The sequence below is a fragment of the Vibrio sp. 10N.239.312.C11 genome, assembly GCF_041466065.1.
Classification (GTDB): Bacteria; Pseudomonadota; Gammaproteobacteria; order Enterobacterales; family Vibrionaceae; genus Vibrio; species Vibrio tasmaniensis_A.
Map to the genome: position 1 here is coordinate 50,257 of NZ_JBFSRZ010000022.1, position 21,497 is coordinate 71,753.

General features: G+C 44.0%; 18 protein-coding genes. 10 read left to right on the top strand and 8 right to left on the bottom strand.

Annotated elements, in window-relative coordinates; all coding sequences use genetic code 11:
* Nucleotide 1: 1 nt before the first annotated feature.
* The 5 genes from tmk to AB6D07_RS11635 all read left to right on the top strand — a co-directional run bounded on the left by tmk (nt 2) and on the right by AB6D07_RS11635 (nt 5,035).
* Nucleotides 2-634, top strand: coding sequence for a dTMP kinase (gene tmk / locus AB6D07_RS11615; RefSeq protein WP_017102821.1), 633 nt, complete (start codon nt 2-4; stop codon nt 632-634).
* Between the two features lie 6 nt (nt 635-640).
* Nucleotides 641-1,606 carry a DNA polymerase III subunit delta' gene (locus tag AB6D07_RS11620; RefSeq protein WP_017102820.1) on the top strand — a complete coding sequence of 322 codons (966 nt, stop codon included), beginning with the start codon at nt 641-643 and terminating at the stop codon, nt 1,604-1,606.
* Complete coding sequence (locus tag AB6D07_RS11625; RefSeq protein WP_017102819.1) at nt 1,597-2,364, top strand: TatD family hydrolase; 768 nt, start codon at nt 1,597-1,599, stop codon at nt 2,362-2,364. The genes AB6D07_RS11620 and AB6D07_RS11625 overlap by 10 nt, the downstream gene beginning before the upstream one ends.
* 444 nt (nt 2,365-2,808) lie before the next feature.
* Nucleotides 2,809-4,239 (top strand): PTS glucose transporter subunit IIBC, encoded by a 1,431-nt coding sequence (gene ptsG / locus AB6D07_RS11630; protein WP_009848984.1) that lies wholly within the window; start codon nt 2,809-2,811, stop codon nt 4,237-4,239.
* 391 nt (nt 4,240-4,630) lie between these two features.
* Complete coding sequence (locus AB6D07_RS11635) at nt 4,631-5,035, top strand: hypothetical protein (protein WP_017100270.1); 405 nt, start codon at nt 4,631-4,633, stop codon at nt 5,033-5,035.
* Nucleotides 5,036-5,094: 59 nt separating this feature from the next.
* Here AB6D07_RS11635 and AB6D07_RS11640 read toward each other — a convergent pair whose 3' ends face one another.
* From AB6D07_RS11640 to AB6D07_RS11650, 3 genes are all read right to left on the bottom strand, one after another.
* The gene (locus AB6D07_RS11640) at nt 5,095-5,193 is read right to left on the bottom strand and encodes a methionine/alanine import family NSS transporter small subunit (RefSeq protein ID WP_009848986.1); all 99 of its coding nucleotides are present in this window, start codon (nt 5,191-5,193) and stop codon (nt 5,095-5,097) included.
* Nucleotides 5,194-5,195: 2 nt separating this feature from the next.
* Entirely contained in the window at nt 5,196-6,656 is a 1,461-nt protein-coding gene (locus AB6D07_RS11645) for a sodium-dependent transporter (RefSeq protein WP_017102818.1), read from the bottom strand.
* A 497-nt stretch (nt 6,657-7,153) separates the two neighbouring features.
* The gene (locus tag AB6D07_RS11650; protein ID WP_009848988.1) at nt 7,154-7,747 is read right to left on the bottom strand and encodes a hypothetical protein; all 594 of its coding nucleotides are present in this window, start codon (nt 7,745-7,747) and stop codon (nt 7,154-7,156) included.
* Nucleotides 7,748-7,892: 145 nt separating this feature from the next.
* Between AB6D07_RS11650 and AB6D07_RS11655 the strand changes: the two genes are divergently transcribed.
* The gene (locus AB6D07_RS11655) at nt 7,893-7,982 is read left to right on the top strand and encodes a YnhF family membrane protein (RefSeq protein ID WP_102248935.1); all 90 of its coding nucleotides are present in this window, start codon (nt 7,893-7,895) and stop codon (nt 7,980-7,982) included.
* A gap of 41 nt (nt 7,983-8,023) precedes the next feature.
* Nucleotides 8,024-9,226 carry a patatin family protein gene (locus AB6D07_RS11660; protein WP_017102817.1) on the top strand — a complete coding sequence of 401 codons (1,203 nt, stop codon included), beginning with the start codon at nt 8,024-8,026 and terminating at the stop codon, nt 9,224-9,226.
* A gap of 179 nt (nt 9,227-9,405) precedes the next feature.
* On the opposite strand, the gene pyk is transcribed toward AB6D07_RS11660, so the two are convergent.
* A complete protein-coding gene (pyk, locus tag AB6D07_RS11665) occupies nt 9,406-10,854 on the bottom strand; it encodes a pyruvate kinase (protein ID WP_017102816.1) in 1,449 nt (482 codons plus the stop codon).
* Nucleotides 10,855-11,173: 319 nt separating this feature from the next.
* Here pyk and AB6D07_RS11670 point away from each other — a divergent pair, with 319 nt between their 5' ends.
* Both AB6D07_RS11670 and AB6D07_RS11675 read left to right on the top strand, forming a co-directional pair.
* Nucleotides 11,174-12,391, top strand: a complete 1,218-nt coding sequence (locus AB6D07_RS11670) for an ROK family protein (protein WP_017102815.1) — start codon at nt 11,174-11,176, stop codon at nt 12,389-12,391.
* A gap of 167 nt (nt 12,392-12,558) precedes the next feature.
* The gene (locus AB6D07_RS11675) at nt 12,559-13,500 is read left to right on the top strand and encodes a chemotaxis protein CheV (protein WP_017102814.1); all 942 of its coding nucleotides are present in this window, start codon (nt 12,559-12,561) and stop codon (nt 13,498-13,500) included.
* Nucleotides 13,501-13,809: 309 nt separating this feature from the next.
* Here the strand turns inward: AB6D07_RS11675 and AB6D07_RS11680 are convergent, their stop codons facing one another.
* The 4 genes from AB6D07_RS11680 to AB6D07_RS11695 form a co-directional block, all read right to left on the bottom strand.
* Nucleotides 13,810-16,923 carry an error-prone DNA polymerase gene (locus AB6D07_RS11680; RefSeq protein WP_017102813.1) on the bottom strand — a complete coding sequence of 1,038 codons (3,114 nt, stop codon included), beginning with the start codon at nt 16,921-16,923 and terminating at the stop codon, nt 13,810-13,812.
* 113 nt (nt 16,924-17,036) lie between these two features.
* Entirely contained in the window at nt 17,037-18,521 is a 1,485-nt protein-coding gene (locus AB6D07_RS11685) for a DNA polymerase Y family protein (RefSeq protein WP_017102812.1), read from the bottom strand.
* A gap of 3 nt (nt 18,522-18,524) precedes the next feature.
* Nucleotides 18,525-19,232, bottom strand: a complete 708-nt coding sequence (gene imuA, locus AB6D07_RS11690; RefSeq protein ID WP_017102811.1) for a translesion DNA synthesis-associated protein ImuA — start codon at nt 19,230-19,232, stop codon at nt 18,525-18,527.
* 155 nt (nt 19,233-19,387) lie between these two features.
* The gene (locus AB6D07_RS11695; RefSeq protein ID WP_004736577.1) at nt 19,388-20,128 is read right to left on the bottom strand and encodes a YciK family oxidoreductase; all 741 of its coding nucleotides are present in this window, start codon (nt 20,126-20,128) and stop codon (nt 19,388-19,390) included.
* A gap of 143 nt (nt 20,129-20,271) precedes the next feature.
* Here AB6D07_RS11695 and sohB point away from each other — a divergent pair, with 143 nt between their 5' ends.
* Nucleotides 20,272-21,333, top strand: a complete 1,062-nt coding sequence (gene sohB / locus AB6D07_RS11700) for a protease SohB (RefSeq protein ID WP_009849001.1) — start codon at nt 20,272-20,274, stop codon at nt 21,331-21,333.
* The last annotated feature ends 164 nt before the right edge of the window (nt 21,334-21,497 follow it).

A 21,497-nucleotide genomic window follows, 5' to 3' on the forward strand; every position in this document is an offset into this window, starting at 1 on the left:
TATGAATCAGTCGAAATTTATCGTGGTTGAAGGCCTTGAAGGTGCTGGCAAAAGTACAGCAATCAATGCCATCGTTGAGACATTGAAAACAGCTGGTGTCGCTGACATCGTTAATACTCGTGAACCCGGTGGTACCGTGCTTGCCGAGAAGATGCGCTCGTTGGTCAAAGAAGAACACGAGGGCGAGAAGCTGCAAGACATGACTGAGTTGCTGCTGATGTACGCAGCGCGTGTTCAATTAGTAGAAAACGTCATCAAGCCTGCACTAGACAGTGGTAAATGGGTGTTGGGTGATCGCCATGATATGTCTTCTCAAGCATACCAAGGTGGTGGTCGTCAGATCGCTCGTAGCACTATGGAATCACTGAAAGCAACCACGCTAGGCGGCTTTAAGCCAGATTTAACACTATATTTGGACCTAGACCCTAGAGTAGGACTAGAGCGTGCCAGAGGCCGTGGTGAGCTTGATAGAATTGAAAAAATGGACATCTCATTTTTCGATCGCACGCGTGAACGTTACCTTGAGATTGCAGAACAAGACGAAACGGTTCTTGTGGTTAATGCACAGCAAGAGATTGAGCAAGTGGCTGCTGATATTAAAGTTGCGCTAGGTGCTTGGCTCGATAAACAGTAGGTAGTCATGGCTGAAGTTTATTCTTGGCTCACACCTGTATGGAGTGAGTGGAAAAAAAGTCTCGATGCAGAACGTTTTCCTAACTCTGTGATCGTTAATGCGCCTGACGGGCTTGGTGTGGAAGCGCTGGTTAGTCAGCTCACGTCGGCACTGATGTGTGTTAACTACGAAAGTGAAGCGTGCGGCTTTTGTCACAGCTGTGAATTAATGAAGTCGGGGAGTCACCCTGATTTCCATGTGATCGAACCTGAGAAAGAAGGTAAATCGATTACCGTTGACCAAGTGCGTGCGAGTAACCGCTGGGCTCAACAATCGTCACAGTTGGGTGGCTTGCGTGTCATTTTGCTGAGTCCAGCTGAAGCGATGAATGAATCGGCGTCTAATGCGCTGTTGAAAACACTGGAAGAACCTGCGAGTAATTGTATTTTCATCCTTTCAACGCGCAACAGTAATCGCTTAATGCCAACTATTCTTAGCCGTTGCCAGCAATTTAATGTGGTGTGTCCACAATTGGATGCAGGATCGGCATGGTTAAATGGAGAAGTTGGTAAAACGGTTCCTCAGTACATACTGACATTGAACGACAACGCCCCCCTGAAAGCGAAAGCAATGTTTGATCAAGGTGGCGTCGAAGCTTCAACAAAAGCGCTCGATGGCTTTGTGAATGTGATAAAAGGCACTCAACCCGACATGCTGAAGTTCTCTACAGAGCTTAGCAAAGACCCTTTGATTCAACTTAGCTGGCTTTGGCATTTATTGTCAGATGTACAAAAGCTGCATTTTGGTTTAGCTAATCAGGCTATCATTCCGAGTGCGAAAGCACTGTATGAGGTGATGTCTTATCAAAGTGCTTATGCAGCGTCGAATAAACTGCTGATATTGATTGAGCAGTTAAAGCAACACCCTGGGCTCAATACGGAGCTACTCATAATGAATTGGCTGATAGCCACTTGCGAGGAAACATGTTCGTAGATTCCCATTGTCATTTAGACAAACTGGATTATCAAGATTTACACACCAGCGTAGAAGACGTGGTTAATAAGGCGAAAGCAGCCAACGTTGACCAACTGCTTTCTGTCGGTGTGACGCTGGATTCGTTTGAAAATATGATCGAGATGATCTCGCCGTTTGATAATGTTAAGGCTTCGTGTGGCGTTCACCCTCTCGACGTAGAGAGCGACTTCTGTTTAGAAAGAATGCGTGAGTACGCGAGCAACCCTAAAGTGGTGGCGATTGGTGAAACTGGCCTAGATTATCATTACCAACCAGAGACTGCAGAGCTACAACAGCTCAGGTTCAAGCAGCACGTTGAGTTGGCTGTTGAGCTTAATAAACCTTTGATCATCCACACGCGTAACGCGCGTGAAGATACGTTAGCTATTTTACGCGATGGCGGAGCAGAGAAGTGTGGTGGTGTGATTCACTGCTTTACTGAAGATCAAGCGTTCGCTGAAGCGGCAATGGAACTAGGTTTCTATATCTCGATCTCAGGTATTGTGACCTTTAAACAAGCCACTGAACTTAAAGACGTTGTGAAAAACCTACCTCTAGATAGGTTGCTGATCGAAACGGATTCGCCATATTTGGCGCCAATTCCATATCGTGGTAAAGAGAATCAGCCTGCATATGTAGTCGAAGTTGCGGCTTATATCGCCCAGTTAAAAGGGGTATCAATGAAAGAGGTTGCTGAACAAACGACCAAAAATTACCAAAAACTTTTTTTGCGATAGAAATCTAACTAAACAAACAAAAGGGAGCGAAAGCTCCCTTTTTGTGTTTTTGATCACCAAAAATGCGTTTTTTTTTAATGTTTACGGAATATGTTGAACTTGAGAGCGTGAATTACAACATTTGTAATTTTGTTACTAAAAATAACATTACCCTCTATTTTATTTACTCAGTAAAATAATAGAAGGGTATTATAATTCATTTACTTTTCAGTTAGTTATAGGCTTGTAAAGCATTGCATTTCTATATTTGACATGTGATCCAAGACGTGTTTTGAAACTAAATTTCGTAAGTGACTAGAAAGTTAGTTCCCCATCAATATATATTTAGCGGCAGAAAATATAATGCAATACATGGTTACATTTTCACTGGGTGCTAACATATAGGCTACGGGGGTGTGCCGTTAGGACCCATATAATTATTTTATCTTTATCAGGAGCATAAACATGTTTAAGAACCTTTTTGCTAGCCTGCAGAAAGTTGGTAAGTCTCTGATGCTACCAGTATCAGTTTTACCAGTTGCGGGTATTTTGCTAGGTGTCGGTGCAGCAGACCTTCCTTTCATTCCAGAAATTGTTTCAAACTTAATGGAACAAGCGGGTGGTTCAGTATTCGGTCAAATGGCACTACTGTTCGCAGTAGGCGTAGCACTTGGCTTTACTAATAACGACGGTGTAGCTGGTCTAGCTGCTATCGTTGGTTACGGCATCATGACTGCTACACTAGGCGTAATGGCTGGTGTAATGGGCGTTGATAAAATCGACACTGGTGTACTAGGTGGTATCCTAGTCGGTGGTGTTGCTGCTTGGGCATTCAACCGTTTCTTCCGTATTCAACTACCAGAGTACCTTGGCTTCTTCGCTGGTAAGCGTGCTGTGCCAATCATCACAGGTTTCTCTGCGATTGGTCTAGCAATCCTACTATCTGTAGTATGGCCACCAGTTGGCGGCGCTATCTCTGCGTTCTCTGATTGGGCTGCTCACCAAAACCCACAAGTGGCGTTTGGTATCTACGGTATCGTTGAGCGTTCTCTGATTCCATTTGGTCTTCACCACGTTTGGAACGTACCTTTCTTCTTCGAAGCTGGTACTTGTGTAAACGCTGCTGGCGAAACTCAAAACGGTGTTCTTACTTGTTACCTAGTTGCTGATGACGCATCTCGTGCTGCGGGCAATGGCTTCGGTCAGCTAGCTGGTGGTTACATGTTCAAGATGTTCGGTCTACCTGCTGCTGCAATCGCGATTGCACATTCAGCTAAACCTGAAAACCGCGCTAAAGTAATGGGCATCATGGCTTCTGCTGCGTTGACTTCATTCCTAACGGGTATCACTGAACCAATCGAATTCTCATTCCTATTCGTTGCTCCTGTACTGTACGCAATCCACGCTCTATTAGCTGGTTCTGCATACGTTCTTGCGAACACTCTAGGTTTTGTACACGGTACATCTTTCTCACACGGTCTAATCGACTTCCTAGTTCTATCTGGCAATGCGTCTAAGATGGGTCTAATGGTTGTATGTGGTGTTGCTTACGCTGCAATTTACTACATCGTATTCCGCACTGTGATTAAAGCACTTGACCTTAAAACTCCGGGCCGTGAAGACGAATCTGAAGAAGAAGTAGTTGCTACAGGTTCTGAACTTGCTGGTGAGCTAGTTGCTGCATTCGGTGGTAAAGCGAACATCACTGGTCTTGACGCTTGTATTACTCGTCTACGTGTTGCAGTAGCTGATACTGCTCTTGTTGACCAAGACAAACTGAAGAAACTAGGCGCTGCAGGTGTTGTTGTAGTTGCTGGTGGCGTACAAGCTATCTTCGGTACTAAGTCTGACAACCTTAAGACAGACATGGATGAGTGGATCCGTAACAACGGTTAATTCGCTGATTCAATAAATTGAAAGGAGGCCTTACGGCCTCCTTTTTTGTTTTCTGCAATATGCAAAATATCCTCACGTTTAATACCAATCGTAGTAAATAACTGGTCATCCTAGCTTGTTAAAAACCTCGATAACTTCGTTAGAATTTTTGATTGTAGAATAGCTACTTATCAAAAAATTATGCCTTGTTCTCAAGATTTTTTCCTGCGCTATTCCTGAACACTTACTTACTGTGATTGGTATAAGCTCTTCTTACTCAACTAGTTCTACTCAACTCTATGTGTTGAAGGCCGATACCGAACCTTGAGCGCCAGTTCGCTTTTACCTAGCGATGACACCTCTCTTTGTGAACCCAGTACACTACCATTTTTAAAAACAGTCTGAGAATATTATGAAACATCGTTATTTGGTCGGCCTTATGTGCTGCAGCGGAGCCGCGTTTGTGCATGCTTCTGAAGCACCAGATTTGGAAGTTGGATTAGCCATTGACCAAGACCTGAGTGTCGTTGTCGAATTTGATCAGAAATACCGTGCCACGATTGGCAACGACGGTGCTGCATTTGACTATATTTTGAAGCGTGGTCAGTTTGAGACTGAAGCTCCGTTGAGTTGGTATGTCGGTGCAGGTGCTTGGGCTGAGTGGAATGATGATTTTGGCTTACGTTTGCCTTTAGGTGTTAAAGTGAATTTCTACGAAGGTTGGAATGCGTACGCTCAAGTTCACCCAGAGCTCGACATGTATAAAGGTGTTGAATTACAAGTGGGTGGTGCACTGGGTATCACCTATAAGTTCTAGGTGATGAGACAAAAAAATGCCAGCTTAGTAGCTGGCATTTTTGAATGGTTTAAATAAGGTTATTTCTGTTTGTCCATTGCACGCTTTATGCAAATTGCAGCACCACCCCAAGTGATACCAAGACCAAGAACCATCATAATAATCGCACTCGTTGTCATGATTATGCTTCCTTCTTACTTGTCATATTTATGATAATGCCAATCGCTAGTAATCCTGCGATCATTGCCCAACCAAGAGTCAGGTCGTAGCCACCGTAACCGTCTGTAAACAATGCGCTTAGTTTTGTTGCAAGAATGATTGCAAGCATAACTGGAGTGACGAAGCGTAAACATACGTTAAACCATACGCCAATAGAGAAATCTGAAATCTCATTGACGTACGTACGTACATCGCTAACTTTGTTTAGTAGCCATGCCATTAGAAGGATTTCAATGAATCCGCCTACCATGATGCCGACGTTGTTAGCGAAGTGATCGACTAGGTCTAGTAGAAGTAGGCCGCCGTTAGTTGCAAATGCCATAGACACCACAACACCAACGCCAATAACAATACTTGCTGCTTTTTTACGGCTCCAGTTCAGCTTGTCCATAATTGCAGATGTTACTGCTTCCATAATTGAGATATGAGAGCTTAAACCAGCCACAACAAGTGCAAAGAAGAATAGTGGACCCAGAATATACGGTGCTGGAAGTAAATTAATCGCAGCAGGTAGCGTAACAAACGCAAGGCCAACGCCTGCGGATACTACTTCAGTTAATGGTTTACCTTGTTCTTGAGCCATGTAGCCAAGAACAGAGAAAATCATAATACCCGCAAGAATTGAGAAACCACAGTTGATAAGAACCGTCATGAACGCGTTGTTCGTGATATCTGATTTTTCAGGCAGGTAGCTTGAGTAAGCCAGCATGATCGCAAAACCGATACTTAGCGTGAAGAAGATTTGTCCATAAGCAGCAGCCCATACTTTTACGTCCCAGATCTTGCTGAAATCAGGTTCGAACATGTAGTTCACACCATCTAGAGCACCAGGAAGGAAAACCATGCGTCCGATAAGCAAAATCACCATTATGAACAACACTGGCATCATTACTTTAGAAGCACGTTCGATACCAGCTTTAACACCACCCACGATAGCTGCATAAGTGATTGCCCAAGCGAGTAACATTGCGCCAGCGATGCCCCATTGGATGCTACCTAGGTTCGTCGGTGAGTTATCACCTAGAGCTAGATATTCACTGAAGAAGAATGCGTTAGTGTCTGTTCCCCAGCTTTGATTGAATGACATACCGAAGTATGAAATTGCCCAACCGATAACGGCAACATAGTAGACCGCGATTACAGCCGCTACACCCACTTGGAACCAGCCAAGCCACTCAAATTTTGAGTTGATGCGCGCTAAGGTTGCAGGTGCAGAGCCACGATATTTTTGACCCATACTGAACTCTAGGATCATAAATGGGATACCAGCCGTAAGCATGGCAAATAGATATGGAATGAAAAAAGCACCGCCGCCATTTTCATAAGCCATATATGGAAAACGCCAAATGTTTCCTAAACCAATAGCAGATCCTACTGCGGCAAGGATAAATCCTGCTCGGGATCCCCACTGTTCTCGCTTCATATTTAACTCCTTTACAACTTCCCTGAGGTATGAAGCTTCTCGTCACGCTGTGCTTGGTAAGGAGATGATAGTTAAAACAGGCAAACGGTTTGACTGTTTACTTTATCTTCCGTGATTAAGCAAAAGTTTAGATTATTATGTTGTTAGCGATTGGAGAACTCAGCGGATAATTCTTAATTGTTTGATGTGTGTTTGCATAACCTGAAATATTCAGCTGATGCGTGCTAATGAGCCTACCTAGTTAGAATGGTTAAAGCAATAGATTAGGTATGTTTAATAACTGTGGTCTTATGGTCTTTAAGATGTTAAATGATGGTTATTTTAGAGGTATGAATTGGTTTGGGGTTTTCTGATTGGTTTATGTGTCTAATTTTTTCTGTTTTATTAGGTTATATGACTTTATTTAAAAGTAGAGCGTATGACTGAAATTCATACACTCTATAGTTGAACTGACCAACTATTCGGAGGTTCTATTGGTATGAGATGGTCATCGATACTTAGAAAGTAAAACTCAGTCCGACATTGGCTTGGAATTGGTTCATCCAGTCGGTATCAAAGCGGATGATGCACTCTTGCCCGTTACTTGGGATGTTACAAACACCGGAGGTGTCGTTATCGACAACGGTACCTAACCAACGTAGTTGTGTGTTTAACGCTAATCGGTCACTAAATTTGTACTCTAAACCACCAAAGATAGAGGTTGAGAACCCATACTTATCTTTTGCCCAGTCTACATCGACGTAAGAAGCACCAAGGCCTAATCCCAAATAACCAGACAACACAGAAGAAGCTGGGTAGTAAATGCTACTTTGAAAGTGCAGGTATTGGATGGAGGAGCTTAGGTTGAGTGTTTCTAATTCAGAGCTTTGATTAGAATAGAAAAAGCCGATGCGTCCTTTTTCAAATGGCGTTTCAATCGAAAAGGTGTAGTTTTCAGACCCTTTCATATCATAGGTTTTACCGTCCTGGTCTTCGACACTGCCACCGCCTGTATAGCCCACCATCGGAGTAATGATGATCTCCGGCGAGGCATATACGCTCGAAACGGAGAGAAGCGTAATCAGTGCCATTATATTTGCTTTGTTATTCATGAGTATATCCTTATCCATACACTTACTAATTGTGATGGTTACATCAATATTGTGCGACTAATTTCGACGATTCTTGAAGATACTTCACACACCTGATAGTACTTAAATAGAGACTCGACAAATTAATAATAAGACAGAGGTGTCTATGGACCATAATCTGAAAAATGCCCTACAAATAACGGTTGTCATCTACGCAATCATTCTCTCATTTGGCTTTATTGCAATTGGTAGTTAATACCATTTATTGCGAGGCTGGGTTTTTATACTCAGGGAATAATGAATAGTGGGATTATAACCAATATTGATGCAGCAATAGACTTAGATTATTACGCTAAGTTTATTGCTGGAAAAACAGCACTGGTCGCCCAAGGTGGTGGACAGAGAAGTATTTTTACTTCTGGAGTGCTGGATGCCTTTCTTCTTTCTAATTTTGACCCCTTCGACGAGTTTTTTGGTACCTCTGCAGGTGCTCTTAATTTGTGTGCTTATCTGTGCCGCGATAAAGGCCTTGGCCGTTCTTTCCTTCTCGATCTCACAACATCACCTGAATTCTTCAATCTCTTTTCTTATATACGACACAGAAAGAACCTTGGATTAGAGTGGGCCTTAGAACAAATCATGGCTTACCCATACAAGCTTGATTTGGATTTAGGACGACAAACGCTAGGCGATCGCCATTTCTATGCAGCCGTCACGGATTCTAAAGACTTACGAGATCACTACTTTCCAGTATTGGGTGAAGATTGGTACAAAGTGATGATTGCAACCTGTGCGATTCCTCGCTTATACAATGATGAAATCTTTATTGGCGACAATGCTTATGTGGATGGTGGTGTATCAGCTTGCATCCCAGTTCAAGAAGCGTGGCGTAGACAAGCCCGTTCCATTGTTGTGATCCGAACTGAGCCTACGCTAGAGGAAGAGGTCGAGGTTCAAGCTAACAGTACGAGATTAAAAACACCCAAACCGATATCAGCCGAAGAACTGGAATGGTTCCGCGAATCTTTTGACAGTGTTCAAGGTCATTGGCAACAAAAAGTGGAGCAGTGGAAAACCGATTGGAGCTCGTTCTTTCAACAACAAATTCTCAGCTCAAAAGAACAGAAGCGCGACAGATCACATTTGGATTTGTTGAATGGTGGTCGATGGTTATTCGGGGCGGATGACATCTATAGATTAAGTCATTTAATTGGTGATAAGTTTGATTCCGGCTTAGCAGATATGCTGATGGTGCATTACCAAACTTACTCATTGACTCAGGATTTTTTGAACTCCCCACCAGACGATGCTTTTGTCGTGCAAATTGCCCCGAGTAAGCCGCTGAAATCCAATTCATTAATGAGTAATAAAGAAGATTTACTGCACGATTATGAATTGGGTTTAGAAGCCGGTTACCGATTTGTTGAAACTTATACCTCTACGAAAAATGCCCGCAGTTCACACATGCCACAGTTGGCAACCATTGCTGCTGAGAAGTAATGCTTGAGGTTGATGAGTAATATTTGAAGTTGATGAGTTAGCATGCTGTGAGCTGATCGTGCTGTTTAAGCCGATCGTTAGTGAGTCGTGTTCTGAAATGAAAAAGGGTTATTGAACTTGGTTCGATAACCCTTTTTTGTCTTGAGATTAGGCAAATCGTTTCGCCTCACGGGAAAACATTAGGTGACAGGCAAGATTCTCATACAGTTGGTTGATCCCGCCACATCCATAATGTCGCCTTTAGTGACGATAACGAGATCGCCAAACTTAAGATGCTCTTGCTCTTTTAGGCAGGTGAGCGTAGATAGGGCAATGTCAAAACTGTCTTTGGCTTCTGTCTCGAAGTAGATAGGTGTTACACCTCGGTACAAGGTGCAGCGATTAAGTGTTCCTTCGTTACGAGATAGTGCGTAGATAGGCATGTCAGCACTTAGGCGAGACATCATCAGTGCAGTTCGGCCTGATTCTGTGAGAGTGACTACGCCTTTAATGCCTTCCATATGGTTTGCCGAGTAGATAGTCGCCATCGAAACGGTTTCTTCGGCGGTCACAAAGGTGCGATCAATTCGGTAATTGGATTGGTTGTTAATCCCCGCCATTTTCTCAGCACCAATACACACTTCAGCCATCGATTTTACGGTTTCGACCGGGTAATCACCTGCAGCTGTTTCTCCTGAAAGCATGACCGCATCTGTTCCATCAAGTACCGCATTGGCAACGTCCATGACTTCGGCACGGGTTGGCATTGGCGCTGAAATCATCGATTCCATCATTTGGGTTGCGGTGATCACCGTTCGGTTGAGCGCTCTAGCACGGCGTATAAGCTGTTTTTGTACTCCGACCAATTCAGGGTCGCCAATTTCGACTCCAAGGTCACCACGAGCCACCATGACCACATCTGAGGCCATTATGATGTCATCCATGTTCTCAACAGTGGCTACCGTCTCTGCTCGCTCTACTTTTGCTACAAGGTGAGCTTCTAAACCTGCTTCTCGTGCGAGCTGACGAGCGTAGTGCATGTCTTCGCCGTTGCGTGGGAAAGACACCGCGAGGTAATCCACTTTGATTTGTGCGGCGGTGACGATGTCGCGTTTGTCTTTTTCTGTCAGCGCTTCTGCGGACAGGCCGCCGCCTTTTTTGTTTATGCCTTTATTATTCGAGAGAGGGCCGCCAATGATGACTTCGGTATGAACGCGACAACCTTCCACTTCGGTTACTTTTAGCTGCACACGACCATCGTCGAGCAACAGGATGTCGTTAGCTGAAACGTCGTTAGGTAATTCTTTATAATCAAGACCGACCGCTTGTTGGTTGCCTTCGCCTAAACCAAGGCTACTGTCGAGAGTAAATTGGTCACCAACGGCAAGTTGGATTTTGCCATCTTTGAATGTTGACACTCGAATCTTGGGACCTTGTAAGTCACCGAGAATAGCGATCTGAGTACCAAGTTTTTTGGCTATTGCTCGGACATTTTCTGCACGTTGTATATGGTCATCGCTAGTGCCGTGAGAGAAGTTCATACGGACGACATTGGCACCAGCTTTGATGATCTCTTCAAGCACGTTACCTTTATCAGTAGAAGGGCCTAGCGTTGTGACGATTTTCGTTTTTCTTAATTCGGCTGTCATGAATACTCCTAGAGTGAGGCCAAGTAATCTTTTAAAAGACTGAATTGAGTATATGCATTAATTGATTATTTATTGGGAGCTAGAAGGATATTTCTTTATTTGTATCCAATTATTGAATTCAGGGCTCAATAACGATGTTTCATCGAGAAAATTAAGTCTCAATTTATCGATGTAGGTACTAATTTTTCTCGAACTATTTGACTAGATACACAAAGATTCATGTATATACGTGATACGGGTCACGGCGATATACCAAGTGACTTCACAATTACTTCGCAAAGTAAAAAAATTACCGCGTTGATGATTTCTGGAGCGTAAAATGTACATGGCTCAACCGGGCCATATTGATCATATCAAACAGGTCAATGCTGGTCGTGTATATAAACTAATTGACCTTAAAGGTCCTATTTCTCGTATCGATCTGTCCAAGCAAAGTGAGTTGGCCCCGGCGAGTATTACTAAAATTACCCGTGAACTCATTGAAGCTCACCTTATTCACGAAACGACGGTTCAAGAAGCCACGACTCGTGGGCGTCCTGCTGTCGGTCTGCAAACCAATAACGAAGGTTGGCAGTTTCTGTCGATGCGTCTTGGTCGCGGATACTTAACGATCGCGCTCCATGAATTGGGCGGCGATGTACTTATCGATACTAAGATTGATATTCATGAACGTGACCAAGACGATGTACTTGCGCGTCTTCTGCATGAAATTGATGAGTTTTTCCAAACTTATGCCGAGCAACTCGATAGGGTAACAAGTATTGCGGTTACGCTACCGGGGCTTGTGAATTCTGAGCAGGGGATTGTGTTGCAGATGCCACACTACAACGTTAAAAACTTAGCGTTGGGTCCTGAGATCTACAAAGAAACAGGTCTACCTGTCTTTATTGCCAATGATACCCGAGCGTGGGCATTAGCAGAGAAGCTGTTTGGTCACTCTCAAGATAACGATAATTCCGTTCTTATCTCGATTCACCACGGTGTAGGCGCTGGGATCATTCTCGACGGTCGAGTATTGCAAGGTCGCCACGGTAACATTGGTGAGCTGGGTCATATTCAGATCGATAAACAAGGCAAGCTTTGTCATTGTGGTAATCATGGCTGTTTAGAAACGGTTGCTAGTTCACAGGCTCTCCGTGAGCAAGTCAAAGAAAGACTGGCTAATGGCGAGGCATCATCACTAACGGCGTTTGAAGATGTCACAATTGAACAGATCTGCGCTGCTGCTGCTGATGGTGATCCACTGGCTGTTGAAGTGATTGAACAGTTAGGTCGTTACTTAGGTGCCGCGATAGCGATTGTGATCAACCTTTTCAATCCTGAGAAAATCTTGATAGGTGGTGTTATCAATCAGGCTAAAAGCGTGTTGTATCCTGCGATTCAAAAGTGTATCGAAGAGCAGAGTTTATCGGTTTACCATCAAGATTTAGAGCTGGTGGAATCTCGATTCTATAAACAAGCAACCATGCCTGGTGCTGCGCTTGTTAAACAAGCTTTATATGACGGCCAATTGTTAATGAAAGTGATTGAAGGCTAACCCTTTTTTTATCGTTTTTAGCCTTCCTTGAACCCTTTCCATGCACTTAAACTATGTATAACAGCATTTGTTGTACTTAGTTTAAGCATCTGTGTATTTGCGCTTTGCTTTAACCTATCGAATTAGGCTATTGTAGCCACAGTTATTATTTGTCACTAAGGTGTTGTATGTCTGGCGTTTTAAATTCTGTTGATCAGAGAACTAAACTCGTCGGTGAAAACCGTCTGGAACTCTTGTTATTTAGCTTAAATAGTCGCCAACTATTTGCGATTAACGTATTTAAAGTTAAAGAAGTCTTAAAAGTGCCTGTACTCACTCGCTTGCCAGGCTCTCATCATCATATTACGGGTGTTGTTTCTTTACGTGGTGAATCTGTACCTGTGATTGATTTACGCAGTGCGATTGGTTTCCCACCATCACGTGATGAGACTCAAGAAAACAACTTGATCATTACCGAATACAACCGAACCGTACAAGGCTTCTTGGTTGGACAAGTTCGCAATATCGTGAATACGACATGGACAGAAATCCAACCGCCACCAAAGACTACGGGTCGAGCAAACTACCTAACTGCCATCACGCATATCCAAGAAGAAGAGCAGCACAAAATCGTTGAGATCATCGATGTTGAAAAAGTGTTAGCGGAGATCATCGACTACGACGTGTCGATTTCTGACGGTGTTCTAGATCAGCAGTTAGCGAATGAAATGGTTGGCCGCAATGTGCTTATCGTGGATGATTCTTCAACAGCACGCAACCAGATCAAAGGCACCTTGTCGCAACTTGGTTTGAACATTATCGAATGTTGTGACGGCTTAGAAGCACTGACTTTACTTAAGAAGTGGTGTGATGAAGGCAAAGACATCAATCAAGAAATACTGTTGATGATCACCGATGCTGAAATGCCAGAAATGGATGGCTACAAACTGACTCATGAAGTTCGAACTGATCCTCGAATGCATGACTTGTTTATTACGCTAAATACTTCATTAAGTGGTAGTTTCAATGAAGCCATGGTTGAGAAAGTAGGGTGTAATCGCTTTATTTCTAAATTCCAACCAGACCTCTTAGTTGAAGTAACTCAAGAGCGAATGCGTCAGATTTTGTAATTAATGCAGCTGTACGGTTTGTTTCGAATGACCTTGGCGAAAACGTTTGCTAGTATTTGATACAGCATGTTTTTTAACAAAATATGCTCAACTACTAACGTAACTTTTCATGTACAATCTAAGGTAGTTCCTCTGAATGATATGGTTAACGTCTAAAGTCGTCATGACTTTGAGCTTATTACTGTATAGGGAATTTAAGAAAAGACGTACGGAAGCGGACGTTGAGGTATAACTCAACAACTTGAATTTAAGGGAAGCGGATGCTTCCCTTTTTCGTTTCTAGCGTTTCTTGGAGGGCAACTTGATTCGTTAATGAAAATCTCGGGATTTGGTGTTCAAACCAATAATGTCATCGGTAATATCGATGAGTTTACCCGCTATAACATGCACAACTTCGCCTTCCTTTTCTAATATTCCTTGTACTTTTAACGCTTTGGCTGTCAGATAAGCTTGCTGTTGAGAGCGCGCGGTTGCTCCCCATACCACGACATTAATATTGCCCGTGTTATCTTCTAATGTAACAAAGGTAACACCTGCCGCGGTTCCGGGAGCTTGTTTTCCTGTGACTAATCCAACAACCGTGACCATAGATTTGTGTCTTTGCTGTATTAAATCCTTCATGTGTGTGAATCGACCTAATCGTCCCGCTTCTTCTAGCAAAGTGATTGGGTGTTTGTTCAATGAAATTCCGACACTGGTGAAGTCTTCGAGTAGATCTTGCATCTCATTGGGTTTGTGCAGTGCATGTTCGTCATGTCCATCCCCTACATCGTCATGTCCATCCCCTACATCGTCATAGACTTGGCTAAACAGAGGTAAATCAGAAGCGGAGTCCATGATTGTCCAGCGAGTCTGGAAGCGGTCTCCCGATACGTTATGTAGCGCATTGGCCGATGCCAGTAGCTCGATATCTTTCTTATTCATCGATAACTGTTTCACCTGGCTAGGGTGGCGATAACCGGATTGTGGACGATTGGCGAGCACGCTTTGAATCCCATGTTCGCTGAATCCTTTGATTTGTCGCAGCCCTAAGCGAATCGCTAAACCATTCTGATGAGCGATGACAGTGTGGTTGTCTTGTGAGGCGTTCACACATACCGGAAGAACTACCACATTGTGTCGTTGTGCGTCTTGTACCAACTGTGATGGGCTATAAAACCCCATAGGTTGGCTATTGAGCAAGGAAGCATAGAAGCATTCTGGGTAGTAGCATTTCAACCAAGCTGAGCAATAGGCTAGCACCGCAAACGAAGCAGAATGGCTTTCTGGAAAACCGTATTCGCCAAAGCCGCATATCTGTTTAAAGATCTGCTCAGCAAACTCTGTCTCATAGCCGCGTTTTTGCATTCCTTCGATGAGCTTATTTTTAAACTTAAAGACGTTGCCATTTTTCTTCCAAGCAGCCATGGCGCGTCTGAGCTGATCCGCCTCTCCACCTGTGAATCCTGCAGCCACCATCGCGAGTTTAATCACTTGCTCTTGGAATATCGGTACACCCAAGGTGCGCGACAGTACCGACTCCACGTCTTTAGATGGATAACTGATTGGCTCAATACCATCTCGACGCTTTAAGAATGGGTGAACCATATCGCCTTGAATAGGCCCAGGACGTACGATAGCAATTTGAATCACCAAGTCGTAATAAGTCCTTGGTTTGAGCCTTGGCAGCATGCTCATTTGCGCGCGTGACTCTATTTGGAAGATCCCGACGGTGTCTGCTCGCTGAATCATGCCGTAAACCTGAGGGTCATCCTTAAGGCGGGTGATCTCAGCAATGGTCAGTGATCGCCCGTGAATGCGTTTGATCAGGTCGAAACATTTACGAATCGCAGAGAGCATACCTAACGCGAGTACATCAACTTTCAGCAGCCCCAATGTTTCAAGATCATCCTTATCCCATTGAATTATGGTTCGATCGTGCATAGCCGCATTTTCGACGGGAACCAATTCATACAAAGGCCCAGAAGAGATCACGAAGCCGCCAACATGCTGAGACAGGTGACGTGGAAAGCCGATGATCTCATTAACCAAATGGATAAACTGCTGTCCCTTCAAAGAATCAGGCTGTAGCCCCAATTGAGTGAGCTGAGCCTGCCAACCTAAGCTTTTGTCCCTGCGATTGGTGTTCTTTATAAAGTAATCAAGCTGAGTTTCTTGTAGCCCTAAAGCTTTGCCGACATCTCTGACCGCGCTTTTAAAGCGATATGAAATGACAGTTGCGGCAAGTGCTGCACGTTCTCTACCGTATTTTTTGTAGATGTATTGGATGACTTCTTCACGGCGCTCGTGCTCAAAATCGACATCAATATCGGGCGGCTCATCGCGCTCTTTACTGATGAAGCGTTCAAATAGCACTGAGATTTGTCTTGGGTCGACAGAGGTGATCTCTAGGCAGTAACAGACCACGGAATTGGCCGCTGAACCTCGACCTTGGTAAAGAATGCCTTGGCTTTTGGCAAACATGACGATGTCGTGAATGGTGAGAAAAAAGAAAGGGTAGTCAAGCGCGTCAATTAGCCTCAATTCTTTATCTATGATTTGTTGAATGTCATTAGGTACACCTTGCGGGAAGCGAGCTCGTTTTCCCTTTTCGACTAACATGCGTAGGTAGCTCATGGGTGTCTCACCTTGAGGGATCAGCTCGCTTGGGTATTCGTAGCGCAAGCTGGCTAAATCAAATTCACACAGCTCAGCGATTCGGTTGCTCTCTTCTAGCCACTCAGCTTTGAATATATGAGAGATCTTATTGATGCTGCGTAAACAGCGCTCGGCATTGGCGAGTAAGTGACTGCCCACTTCAGTAATGGGACGTTGGTATTTGATCGCAGTGAGTGAATGCTGCAAGGGTAAGCGATTCGCGTTGTGCATCAGCACGCCACCACAGGCAGTAATCGGCAGTTGGTGATGTTGTGACAGCTCAACACAGTAATCCGTGTACTGCTGGTCGGTTTGTTCTAGGTGTCGTTGTAAGCCAATCCATAATCGACCGGAGTGGTGTTGAGAAAGCCATTGCCCCCAATGTGCGTCTTCATTTTTCTGTTGAGGAAGCCAAAGAATGAAGCAGTGCTTAGCCGACATGATATCCCACTCAGAGAGCTGATAATGTCCCTTACTGCTACGACGTCTCGCGTTGGTAATAATACGACACAGCTCGGCATAGGCCTCTCTATTTGGGCATAGCAAAACCACTTGGCACTCTTCATTTAACCAAAACATGCTCCCGACAATTTGCTTGAGCGACAGTTTATGTTGCTTGATTGCTGAGTGAACCTTAACGATGCCCGCGACTGAGCACTCATCAGTAACCGCGAGTGCTTTGTAACGTAAGAAGTCGGCCTGTAAAACAAGCTCTTCCGCATGCGAAGCTCCCTCTAGAAAGGAGTAATTACTTTGGCAAAATAGCTCTGAGTATTGCTGAGACATAACGTAATCTCACTTAACCATTGCGAGTGAACATGATTGAAAAGGGCGTTTAAATTGAGTGAATGGTGCGGGTTGGCGATTCAACTTTTGTTGGTTAGCTAAATAAGTGTTGGTTAGCTGAATAAGCCGTGTAAGAACCACTGTTTATCTGGTGTTCTAAATACCCATAACCATCGACCGCTTTCACTGTGAGCAATAAAGTAGTCACGAATGATCTTCTCTCCGTCCCACCAGCCAGACACAATACGTTCAGGGCCTTGAGATAAGGTGACGCTTTCGGTTAAGGCTTCGGGCTCTGGCAGTAAAATACTGGGCCGGAGTCGTTGTTGATGGACGTTGAGATCTATGGTTTGTTGCTCGCTCTCTGGGGGCGTTTGCTTTTTTGCCACAGACTTACTCAGTGTTGGAAGCGAGTACTGATTGGCTTTTTCTGGCCTTGGATCATGTTGTATTTTGGGAGTTTGAATACAGGCTTGCCCAAGCTTTGCTTGCAGTAATGAGAGCAAATCTAACGCGGCAAGTGTTCCTGTATTACCATCAAAAAGATCATGATAGGCGACTTGCGGTTCTCCATGACGAATCAAAGAGAGAGTCAGCCCCTGTACGGGTGCTGTTATCTTCAATGACTCTAAGGTTAGATGCGTTAGGTTCGCCCATTTGGCCGCAAGGTAATCGCCCTGCGCAGAATAAAAAGAGACTGGGTGATCATCTTTATCTCTTAGATGCAAAGTCAGCGTTAACTCGAAAGCCACTCGGTCACGTAACCTCAAAAAGCACTCGAGCTGATTCAACAATTTCAGCAAAGGCTTTTCGATGAATAGGATGTTTTCAATATCAAACAGCAGCTCCAAATATTGCTGGAAACTCTCTGGTGGGTGATAGAAATCAATCGGGTGCTTGAACTGCCCATTAAGACGACCAACATAGTTCACCAAGTCGATATCAAAGCGGCGCGCGACATCTTGCAAAGGCAGTTTTAATAAGTCTTCAACGACATTGATACCAACACGATTCAGGCGCTCAACTTGTTTAGCAGGAAGTTCGCTTGAACTCAGTACTTGTTGGTTAACCCAAGCTTTCATCTGCTCAACATTGTTCGTCGCTTGGTTGATGGATTGCTTGCCTAAAAGGATTGCAGAAAGCGGCGAGTAACCCGTCGCGAAGCTGAACTGGATATTGAGCGTTTCTAAGTGGCTTTTGAGCTCATGCCAGTAGTTATCTAGCCCATCGTAAAGTGACAGCATATTAGATGCCTTAATCAACAAACCATTCTGTGGTAGTAAAGCCATGTCAGAAGTGACCAAATACGCCCATTGAGCGATCTCTTTGAGCTTACTTTTTTCTAGCTCAATACTGTAAGGGTGGACGTGTAAGTTGTGACACAGCGCCGCCGCAGACCCTAGCCCCATACCAAGTGAAATTCCCGATTGCAGCGCAGCTTGGTTAGCTTGCAGCACACGGTGATCTTTTTCATCCACGATGATAATAGGTTGCTCGTGTAACTCTTCATTAAAGTGAACTTTCTCGGAGTTAGATAGCTCAGAATTAAACAAGGTATCCAACTGCAGAGATGGAAAGTGCAGATAAAGCCATAACATACGCTAGCCTTGTTTCGCAATAGGAAAAGCCAGCACGGTGTTATTTGATAAAGCACTATGTGAACTGTTTTGAAGGATAATTTTTTCAGTGAGTAACGGCCAATTTTGGCTCATGTCTAGAATAAAGCTGCCATATGACCAGCTGCCTTTCCTTTTTGTGACCTCAACCTTTAACCCTTGGGCGTGAGAAGATAGCTTCATGCTTAGAGAAACGGGTAGAGATAACTGATTATGGCTGGTGGCCTTAAAGTGAAATTGCAGACACTTACCGGTTTCGCTTGCTGCTTGCAGACGCTTGGTTTGGTGTATTTCTAGATCGGCTCCCCATAGCAATACCGAGTGACAGGCGCCGCTTTTAAGGCACTGCTCTGCTGCCCACAATGCATCGAGATCGCGCTGAGGTTGGATAACGAGGATGTTCTCTAGTTCAATACCTTGGCTGCTAAAAAATTCGGCACAGATCTTCCCCGGTGGGTTAATGAAGATGGCCAATTTTTGTGAGTTTTGTTGAGCTAAATAGGGTGTAAGCAGGCGAAGTTCGCCGATCCCTTGTTGCGATTCAACCTCAATAACACCATGCGTCGGAAAGCCACCATCAAGCTGTTTATCCAGTTGAGGATAGCCTGTTGAAGTAGTACTTCCTTGCGCTGTTGATTGTAACCCTGTCCAGATTAGCTGGCGGTCTTGTAAGTTTTTTATTAGTTCATGCATAATTAAATACCTGTGTATTTATACAGTATATTTAACAATGAAAAAGATGCAAAGAGAAATGATGAAAATTAGCGGAAGTAAGTGTTAGTTGATTGATTTAGATACAAAAAAAGCCGCTATGGAAGCGACTTTTTACTATTGATTAATGATATCAGTTACTTAGGTTGAGCATCGATACATTGGCCATTAATGTCTGTCACACTTGGGTTCATTAAGTGTAGATACAACGGGATGATGTCGAGTGGCGTTTTTAGCTTGTTCGCATCTTCACCTGGGTACGCTTTTGCACGCATGCGTGTTTGAGTGCCGCCAGGGTTGATCGCGTTTACACGGATGTTGGTGTCTTCAAGCTCGTCCGCTAGGATTTGCATCATGCCTTCAGTCGCAAACTTAGAAATCGCGTAAGTGCCCCAGAACGCACGGCCAGAGTGACCAACTGTAGAAGAGGTGAATACGATACGACCGGCTTCAGCTTTTTTAATGACAGGCAGTAATGCTTGAGTCATTAGAAATTCAGCTTTAACGTTGATTTGCATAACGCCATCAAATGTTTCTTCATCGATTTGATCAAATGGGCTTAACGTGCCAAGCACACCTGCGTTATGCAGTAGGCCGTCTAAACGACCGAACTGTGATTCAATGGTTTCAGCCATATCAATGTAGTTCTGCTTTGTTGCTCCTTTGAGGTCTAGCGGAATGATCGCAGCCTGAGGGTAACCAGCACTTTCGATTTCATCGTAAATGAATTCAAGGTTTTTAACATTGCGGCCTAACAGAATGACAGTTGCACCATGTTGAGCGAAGCTTAGTGCGGCTTGGCGACCAATGCCAGCACCGGCACCTGTAACCAAAATTACTTTATCTTTGAGGGCATCTGTAGAGATTGGGTAATCCACTGTGCTTATCCTTCTTTCTTTTATTATGTTCGTCATTCCATTGGTGTTTAATCACACAGATAAACGCAGGAATGATGAGAAATTCTTGGTAATCGTGACAAGATGGTTACAATACACTAATTCATACATTAGGGGATATGACATTGGAATTTTTGTTGGACTACGGCTTGTTTTTAGCCAAGATTGCGACCGTTGTAATCGCCATCATTGCAATTTTAGTGATTGCTAAATCGGTGGGTGGAAAATCAAGCGCGATTAAAGGTGAGCTGGAAATCACGAACCTATCTGAGCACCATAAACAGACGATTGAACAATTAGAGCACCATCTACACGATGATGCTTTCATCAAAGCCCGTGATAAAGCAGAAAAGAAAGCGGAAAAAGAAAAAGTAAAATCACGTGGCAAAGAAGTGAAAAAAGCAGCGAAAGAGGGTGAGCTTGATAGCAAGCGTGAACCACATCTATTCGTTCTTGATTTTAATGGCAGCATTGATGCGAAAGAAGTGGCTTCATTACGTGAAGAGGTAACGGCGGTTCTGGCTGTTGCTCGTGAAGGTGATGAAGTATTGCTTAAGCTTGAGTCTGGCGGTGGCATGGTTCACGGCTATGGTCTGGCGTCTTCTCAACTTGACCGTATCAAAGCGGCAGGTCTGCCTCTGACTATCTCGGTAGATAAAGTCGCAGCAAGTGGCGGTTACATGATGGCATGTATCGCAGACAAAATCGTATCTGCACCGTTTGCTATTGTTGGTTCTATTGGTGTTATCGCTCAACTGCCAAACTTCAACAAACTGCTTAAAAAGCACGACATTGAATTCGAACAGCTAACGGCAGGTGAGTACAAACGCACGCTTACTATGTTTGGTGAGAACAGCGATAAAGCACGCGAGAAGTTTAAAGAAGAGCTCGAAGAGACACATGGCCTATTCAAAGACTTCATCCGTGACCATCGTCCAGCACTCGATCTTGAAAAAGTAGCAACGGGTGAGCACTGGTTTGGTACACAAGCACATGAGCTTGGGCTGGTGGATGAGATCAGCACTTCTGATGATTTAGTCGTAGCGGCATGTAAGGACAAAACGGTTCTAGCGATTCACTACGTACAGAAGAAAAAGCTGTCAGACAAACTAGCGGGCGTGGCAGGTAAATCTGCAGACAGCGTGCTGATGAAGCTGATTGAACGCGGCCAAAAGCCGATTGTTTAAGCTTATTTAGTTTTAGCTCTAGTATCTAGTATCTAGGTTTAGTGCCTTGCGTCTATTGAAGACGTTTGAGCCTTAAAAAGAAAGCGCATAAGTCATCAGACTTATGCGCTTTTTTATTGCTCCACTTCCGAGCGGGTGACCACTATGTTGTAGGGGGAGCGGAG